Origin of the sequence: Deinococcus pimensis DSM 21231 (genome assembly GCF_000519345.1) — a bacterium.
Classification (GTDB): domain Bacteria; phylum Deinococcota; class Deinococci; order Deinococcales; family Deinococcaceae; genus Deinococcus_A; species Deinococcus_A pimensis.
Genome location: NZ_KI912639.1, coordinates 14,845 through 21,962 on the forward strand (window position 1 = coordinate 14,845; position 7,118 = coordinate 21,962).

The window sequence follows — 7,118 nt, forward strand, 5'->3', positions numbered from 1 at the left end:
GGCGCGGCGGACCCCCACGGGAGGGGTCCGCCGCGCCGCCCCGGTGCTCAGCGGACGGGCTTGCCGCCGAAGGTCATGGTGGAGAGGATGCTGCGCGCGCGCGTCGCGGCGTTGGAGGGCAGTTCCACGTAGTCGAGCGCCTCGTTGAACTGCTGGCCCTTCGTGACGACGTAGTTCAGCGCGTCCTTGAGGGCGCGGGCCTGCGCCTCGGTACGGTTCCCGTACTTCTGCTCCGCGTAGAAGATCACGTAGGTGTACGTGCTGATGGGGTAGCTGTTCTCGCCGGGCGCGTTCGTGATGCTCACGTACCCGCTCGCGGGGAGGACCGTTGTGGCGGCGGCGGCGTTCACGCCCGCCTTGCTGGCCTTCACGAACTTCCCGGCGCGGTTCTGGACGGTGCCGAAGTCGATCTTGTTCTGCAGGGCGTAGGTCAGCTCGATGTAGCCGATCGAGCCGGGGGTGCTCTTCACCGCGCCCGCCACGCCGTCGTTGCCGCGCGCGCCGATGCCGACGGGCCAGTTGACGCTCGTGGCGCTCCCGACCTTGCTCTTCCACTCGCTGCTGACCTTGCCGAGGTAATCCGTGAACACGCCCGTGGTGCCCGAACCGTCGCTGCGGCGCACGACCGTGATGGGCAGGGGCGGCAGACGCACGTCGGGGTTGAGCTTCGTGATCGCGGCGTCGTTCCAGGTCTTGATCTTGCCGAGGTAGATGTCCGCGAGGACCCTGCCGGTGAACTTCAGGGTGGCGTCCACGCCGGGGATGTTGTAGCTCGGGACGACCGCGCCGAGCGCGGTGGGGATCGTCAGGACCTTGCCGGGGTACTTCGAGACGTTCTCGGCGGGGATCGGCACGTCGGTGCCCGCGAAGTCGACCGTCTGGCTCAGGAGCTGGTTCTGACCGGCGCCGGAACCGACCGACTGGTAGTTCACGGTGTTGTCGCTGCCCTTCGCGTACTCCGCGAACATCTTCGAGTACAGCGGGAAGGGGAAGGACGCTCCGGCACCCGTGAGGGTCGCGGCGAACGCCGGGGTGGACACGGCCATCAGGGCGAGCGTGAGGATCTTCTTCATCGCGTGCATCATGGAGTCCCTCTGTCAGGCGCCCGTCAACGAAACGTCATGAGGATGTCAGGCGTGCGGTTTTTCGCGTCTCCCTGATAGGTTGACGTCATGCTCACCCGCGTCCACGACACCCTGTACGCCCTGCAGGTCCCGATTCCCTACCCCATGCGCTTCGTGACCGTCCTGATCGACACGGCCCGCCCCGTCACCCTCGTGGACGCCGCGCTCGACACGCCCGAGGCGCGCGAGGCCATCGAGGACGCCCTGCGCGAGCTCGGCCTGCACTGGGAACGCGTGGAGCGCGTGATCGTCACCCACCACCACCCCGACCACTACGGCCTCGCGGGTCTCGTGGAGGAACGCTCCGGCGCGACCGTTCACATGCTCGACCTCGACATCGCCCGCGGCGAACGCTACTGGCACATGTGGGAGAAGTGGCTGCCCGGCCACCAGAAGCACCTCACCGACCACGGCCTCCCGCAGGACCTCCTCGCGGAGCTCGAGGCGGAGTCGCGCCGCTCGCGCGCCCGCGTCCACCCCGCCTCCCGCCTCCACCCCCTGAAGGAACACGACCGCGTCCGCCTCGCAGGACACGACTTCGAGGTCCTCTGGCTGCCCGGCCACGCCGACGGGCACCTCGGCCTGTGGCAGCCCGAGCTGAGCCTCCTGATCGCCGGGGACGCCGTGCTGCCCCGCATCTCCCCGAACGTCGGGCTCTACGCGTACTCCCGCCCCGACCCCCTCGGCGACTACCTCGGCACCCTCGCGCGCATCGAGACGCTCGCGCCCGCCCGCACCGTCGTCGGGCACTACGGCCCCGTCATCGACAACGCCGCCACGCGCGCCCGCGAACTCATCGCGCACCACGAGGAACGCCTCGACTTCTGCCGCGAGGAACTGCGCCGCGAACCCCGTCATGCCTACGACCTGTCCAACGCCATGTTCCGCCGCGAGCTCTCCCCGAGCGGACGCCGCTTCGCCCTCGCCGAGACGCTCGCGCACGTCGAGTACCTCCGCGCGCGCGGCGAACTCACCCGTGAATGGTCCGGCGGCGCCTGGATGTACGGCACCATCTAGCCCGGCCGCCCGGGCGTTTTGGAACCTTCACCCGCGCGGGCTCACGCTATACTCGCCCCCATGAACGAACTCGAGCGCCTTGTCACGGAACTGCAGCACCGCGGCCACGAGGTCGAGCGTGTTGAGGACGGCGCGCTCCTGAGTGGCCGCAACGTCCAGCTCGCTCTCTTTGCCGAGGCCGACGCGCTCGGAGAGGGCGTCATCGTGCGCGCCCACCTCGACCTCGACCTCTACGTCGACGAGGACGCCCTCCCCGACGTCATGCTCGGCGTGAACCTCCTCAACCAGGGCCTCGACTTCGGCGCCCTCAACCTCGACCCCCTCGAACCCGACGAGGACGAGAACGTCATGTTCGCCGTCCTCGGACGCACCACCCTGCTCCTGCGCGACCTCGGCGACGTCGAGATCGCCCGGCTGGAACGTCACCTGGAACGCTTCGAGACGGAAGTCACCGAGACCGTCGAACGAAGCCTGTCGGGCAACCAGCACCTCAAGGCCTGACGCGGCCGCGAGGAGGGCGGGGGCCCAGACCCCCGCCCTGCGTTGTGCATGAACGCCAACCAGCCTCTGGTCTTCGCCAGCCGGGGCGGCCCGGCTGTTCGGGCCTGGAGCGTCGGAGCGTCTACGCACTCAACTGTTCCGTCACGAACATCCCGTAGTAGTGGATCTGCCGTCCGCCCGCGTCGCGGAAGGCGCGGCAGGCCGACTCGAACACGTCGCGGCGGTTCGGGAGGCTCACCGCGACCACGTAGCGGCCTTCGAGCAGGGCGCGCACGTAGCGCTCGACGAGCTCGCGTTCGTCCGTGATGGACTGCATGTACCGCACGAGCCGCGCGATGAGGCCGTGATGGCGGCCGTCCGGGTCGAGGACGGTGACGCCGTCCTCGCCTTCGAGCACCTCGACCTTCTCGTCGTCGAGGCCGAGTTCCACGAGCCGGGACGTCATCGCGCGGACCCCGTCAAGGTCGTCGAAGACGCCGTACATCTTGCCGCGCGGGTAGAGGCTGAAGGGCCGACGGGCGGGCTTGGCGCTGCGTTCCAGGGTCATGGTGCCACTCCTTGCAGGGCAGACAGGAGGCGGAGGACCGAACACCGACGCGGGGGACGTATGTCCTTCACGTATACCCCTGATACGCACGCGCAACCGTAACGGCTTCAGTCGTCTGCAGCGACGGTGAAGGTCGTGCTCACCCGCGCCACACGGCGCCCCGGAAAGGAAGGAGGCCGGGCGCGCGGCCCGGCCTCCTTCACGGCGAGCGTTACTTGCGCTCGTCGATCTCGACGTAGTGCTGGTCGCGCGCGCCGACGTACACGGCGTCGGGACGCAGCAGGCGGTTGTTCGCGGTGTACTCCGTCACGGACGCCACCCAGCCGCTGATGCGCGCGAGCGCGAAGATCGGCGTGAAGAACGACTTCTTGATGCCGAGGTCGCTGTAGACCACGCCACTGTAGAAGTCCACGTTGGGGTAGATGCCCTTGCCGCCGAGACGCTCCACGATCTCCTTCTCGATGGTCTCGAGGATGGAGTAGTAGTGGCTCTTGCCCTGCTTCTCGCTGACGTGCGCGGCGTAGTCGCGCAGGACGCGCGAGCGCGGGTCGAAGTACTTGTACACGCGGTGCCCGACGCCCATGATCTTTTCCTTGTTGTCGAGCTTCTGCGTGATGAAGGGCACGGCCGCGTCCACCGTGCCGATCTCGTCGAGCATGTCCATCACGGCCTCGTTCGCGCCGCCGTGCAGGGGGCCCTTGAGGGCGCCGATGGCGCTCACGACCGAGCTGTACATGTCGCTGAGGGTGCTGGCCGTCGCGATGGCGGTGAAGGTGCTGGCGTTCATGCCGTGATCGGCGTGCAGGATCAGCGCGATGTCGAAGAGGCGCGCCTGCTCCGCCGAGGGCTCCTGCCCATTGAGCATGTACAGGAAGTTGCCCGCGTGCGTGAGGTCCGCGCGGGGCTCGACGGGGTCCTGACCGTCCTGCGCCCGCGCGATGGCCGCGATGATCGTGGAGAACTGCGCGATCATGCGCACGCCGATGCGGTAGCGGCCCTCGGCGCTGGTGTCCTCGGCGTCCGCGTCGAGCAGCCCCAGGTGCGACGCGGCGGTGCGCAGCGCCTGCATGGGGTGCACGTCGCGCGGGTAGGCGCGGATCGCGGTGATCAGCTCGGCGGGCACGGCGCGGTTCGCCTTGAGGTCCGCGTCGAAGGCGGCGAGTTCCTCCCTCGTGGGGAGCTTGCCGTGCAGCAGCGCGAAGGAGAGCTCCTCGAAGGTGCTCTTCTCGGCCCATTCCTGGATGGGGATGCCGAGGTGGGTGAGGACGCCCTCGGTGCCGTTAATGAACGTCAGTTTGGTCTCGGTGAACAGCACGCCCTCGAGGCCCTTGGCGATGGTGGTGGTCATACTCCTCCTTGATGGGTGGTGACGGGGTTGCGGGCGGCACGTCGTGAGGCGCGGCGTGAGCCGGCGTCGACGTGGAGCCTGTGTGGTCAGACTACCACCACGCGGCGGCCCTGACAGGGCCCTGACGTGGCGTCAGCCCTTGGCGATCGCGAAGCTCGCGAGGCGCACCGTGGTCGCGGCGGGCGTGTTCGTGAGGATGCGCCACGAGCGGTGGTTGCGCGACGCGGCCGTCTCCACGCGGCGCCACATCTCCTCGAAGAGCTCGTCGGGGACGTTGAGCGCGGGCGTGAGGCGCAGCGTGCGCTTGCTGCTGAGGCTGAGGTTCACCTGCACCCCCGCGCGGTGCAGTTCGCGCAGGCCCAGTACGGCGGTCGCCTCGAACAGCAGCTCCTGCGCGGGCTTGGGGCGCGACAGCCCGATCATGGGGTGGAACTGCATCGCGAAGAGCATGCCCTGCGCGCGCACCTCGCTCAGCAGGCCCGGGTGGCGGCGCTGGATCTCGCGCAGGCGCGCGAGGCCCTGCTCGCCCATGCGCAGGCTGCGCGCGGGCAGGTCCTGCTCCACGAGCATCTCCAGCGACTTCATCCCGACGGCCATCGCGAGCGAGTTCCCGCCGAAGGTGTTCGAGTGCCGCTTGCTGGCGAGGCCGTGCAGCATCTTCTGGAAGATCTCGCGCCGCACGATCGTCGCGCCGATCGGTACCATGCCGCCCCCGAGCGGCTTGGCGAGCGTGATGATGTCCGGATCGAGGCCCTGCGCGGCGCTCTCGAACCAGTGCCCGGTGCGCCCCAGGCCCGTCTGGATCTCGTCGGCGATGACGATGATGCCGTGCTCGCGGCACAGGTCCCCGACGGCCTTCAGGTAGCCCGGCGGGGGGATGTTCACGCCGCCCTCGCCCTGGATGGGCTCGATGACGACCGCGACGATCCGGTCGGGGCCCAGCATCCGGATGCGGTGGCGCAGCACCTCCAGGTCGCCGTAGGGCACGTTCTCCACACCCGGCACCAGGGGACGGAAGAGGTCCTGGTACTCCGGGTTGGGCGTCAGGGAGAGCGACATGAAGGTCTTGCCGTGGTAGCCGCTCTTGAAGGACACGAAGTAGCGGCCCTTCGGACGGGCGGCCTTCGCGAACTTCACGGCGCCCTCGATGGCCTCCGTGCCGCTCGACGAGAAGAACACCCGCGAGTCCGCGTGCGACGGCAGGTGCGAGGAGAGCAGGCGCACGAGGTTCGCCTGGAGCGCCGCGCGCCACGCGGAGACGGACTGCTGCGGCAGGCCCGTGGTGGTGTTGCGGTCCAGGAACTCCCGGATGAACGCCACGAGCTCGGGGTGCTGGTCGCCGAAGGGGAGGGCGGCGTACCCGCTCGCGTTGATGCGGCGCACGCCGTGCTCGTCCTCCAGTTCCCAGGGAGAGACGACCTTGAAGGGGCCGGCGACGCCGAGCAGGTCGAGGCCCTCGAGCAGATCGTAGTTGCCGTACGTCATGTCGAGGCGCCGCGTGCGCGCGGGGCTGAGCTGGTCGCGCAGAACCTCGTCCACGCGAATGAGACCGTCTTGCATACCCGCCGATGATACTCCTCACGCGCGGGCGCGCGCCGCGCGGCGGTGGTCGCGGGGTACACTCCTGCCCATGAGGATCGTACGGGTGATGACGGAGGGGCGCGTCTCGTGGGGCGCGCTGGAGGGCGACACGGTGGTGCTGACGCGCGGCATGCGCGGAGAACTCACGGGGGAGAGCGTCCCGCTCGCCTCCGTCACGCTGCTCGCGCCCGCCGAGCCCAGCAAGATCGTGTGCGTGGGCCGCAACTACCTCGACCACATCAGGGAGATGGGCAACCTGATCGGGACGGACCTCCCCACGGAGCCCGGCATCTTCCTCAAGGGCCCCAACACGCTCGCGGAGCCCGGCGGGGAGGTCGCCTACCCCGACTGGACCGGGAACTTCCACTACGAGGGCGAGCTCGGCCTCGTCGTCGGCGAGCGCGCCCACGGTCTCTCGCGGGAGGACGCCCTGAAGGTCGTGGCGGGCTACACGTGCGCCCTCGACCTCACCGCGCGCGACCGTCAGACGAGCGACCTGCAGTGGTTCCGCGCGAAGGGCGCCGACCGCTTCTGCCCGCTGGGGCCGTGGCTGGAGACGGACCTCGACCCGTCGGACCTGCGCGTCACGACCCGCGTGAACGGCGAGACCCGGCAGGACGGACGTACCAGCATGATGATCTTCGACGTGCCCGCCATCCTGGAGTACGTGACGCGCTTCGTCACGCTGGAGAGAGGCGACGTCGTCATCACGGGCACCCCGGAGGGTGTGGGTCCCCTGTCGCGCGGCGACACGGTCGAGGTGGAGGTGGAAGGCGTCGGGACGCTTCTCACGAGAATCTCTTGAGCGGAGGGTGAAGGAACGGCAAACTGGGAGGGTGCGACCCCAACGCTCCCTGACGGCGGCACTCCTCGTGGCGCTGCTCCCCCTGCCTGCGCTCGCCTCGCCCGCCTCCGGCTTCCTCGACGAGGTCACCCGCCTGCTCGGCGCCTACGACGGCCCGTCCACGGCGGACCGCGCCGCCCTCCTCGACGCCGCGCG

Annotated in this window: 7 protein-coding genes; 3 read left to right on the forward strand and 4 right to left on the reverse strand. The window is 69.4% G+C overall.

Annotated elements, in window-relative coordinates; genetic code table 11:
• Positions 1-47 precede the first annotated feature (47 nt).
• Positions 48-1,073 (reverse strand): phosphate ABC transporter substrate-binding protein PstS, encoded by a 1,026-nt coding sequence (gene pstS / locus DEIPI_RS0110390; RefSeq protein WP_027481740.1) that lies wholly within the window; start codon positions 1,071-1,073, stop codon positions 48-50.
• Between the two features lie 99 nt (positions 1,074-1,172).
• On the opposite strand from pstS, the gene DEIPI_RS0110395 reads away from it, so the two are divergent.
• A complete protein-coding gene (locus DEIPI_RS0110395) occupies positions 1,173-2,141 on the forward strand; it encodes an MBL fold metallo-hydrolase (protein WP_027481741.1) in 969 nt (322 codons plus the stop codon).
• A gap of 60 nt (positions 2,142-2,201) precedes the next feature.
• Entirely contained in the window at positions 2,202-2,642 is a 441-nt protein-coding gene (locus tag DEIPI_RS0110400; protein ID WP_027481742.1) for a type III secretion system chaperone family protein, read from the forward strand.
• A 121-nt stretch (positions 2,643-2,763) separates the two neighbouring features.
• Here the strand turns inward: DEIPI_RS0110400 and DEIPI_RS0110405 are convergent, their stop codons facing one another.
• The 3 genes from DEIPI_RS0110405 to DEIPI_RS0110415 form a co-directional block, all read right to left on the reverse strand.
• A complete protein-coding gene (locus DEIPI_RS0110405; RefSeq protein WP_027481743.1) occupies positions 2,764-3,189 on the reverse strand; it encodes a hypothetical protein in 426 nt (141 codons plus the stop codon).
• A gap of 211 nt (positions 3,190-3,400) precedes the next feature.
• Positions 3,401-4,537, reverse strand: coding sequence for a citrate/2-methylcitrate synthase (locus DEIPI_RS0110410; protein ID WP_027481744.1), 1,137 nt, complete (start codon positions 4,535-4,537; stop codon positions 3,401-3,403).
• Positions 4,538-4,669: 132 nt separating this feature from the next.
• Positions 4,670-6,097 (reverse strand): aspartate aminotransferase family protein, encoded by a 1,428-nt coding sequence (locus tag DEIPI_RS0110415; protein WP_027481745.1) that lies wholly within the window; start codon positions 6,095-6,097, stop codon positions 4,670-4,672.
• Between the two features lie 70 nt (positions 6,098-6,167).
• On the opposite strand from DEIPI_RS0110415, the gene DEIPI_RS0110420 reads away from it, so the two are divergent.
• Positions 6,168-6,923 carry a fumarylacetoacetate hydrolase family protein gene (locus DEIPI_RS0110420; RefSeq protein ID WP_027481746.1) on the forward strand — a complete coding sequence of 252 codons (756 nt, stop codon included), beginning with the start codon at positions 6,168-6,170 and terminating at the stop codon, positions 6,921-6,923.
• The last annotated feature ends 195 nt before the right edge of the window (positions 6,924-7,118 follow it).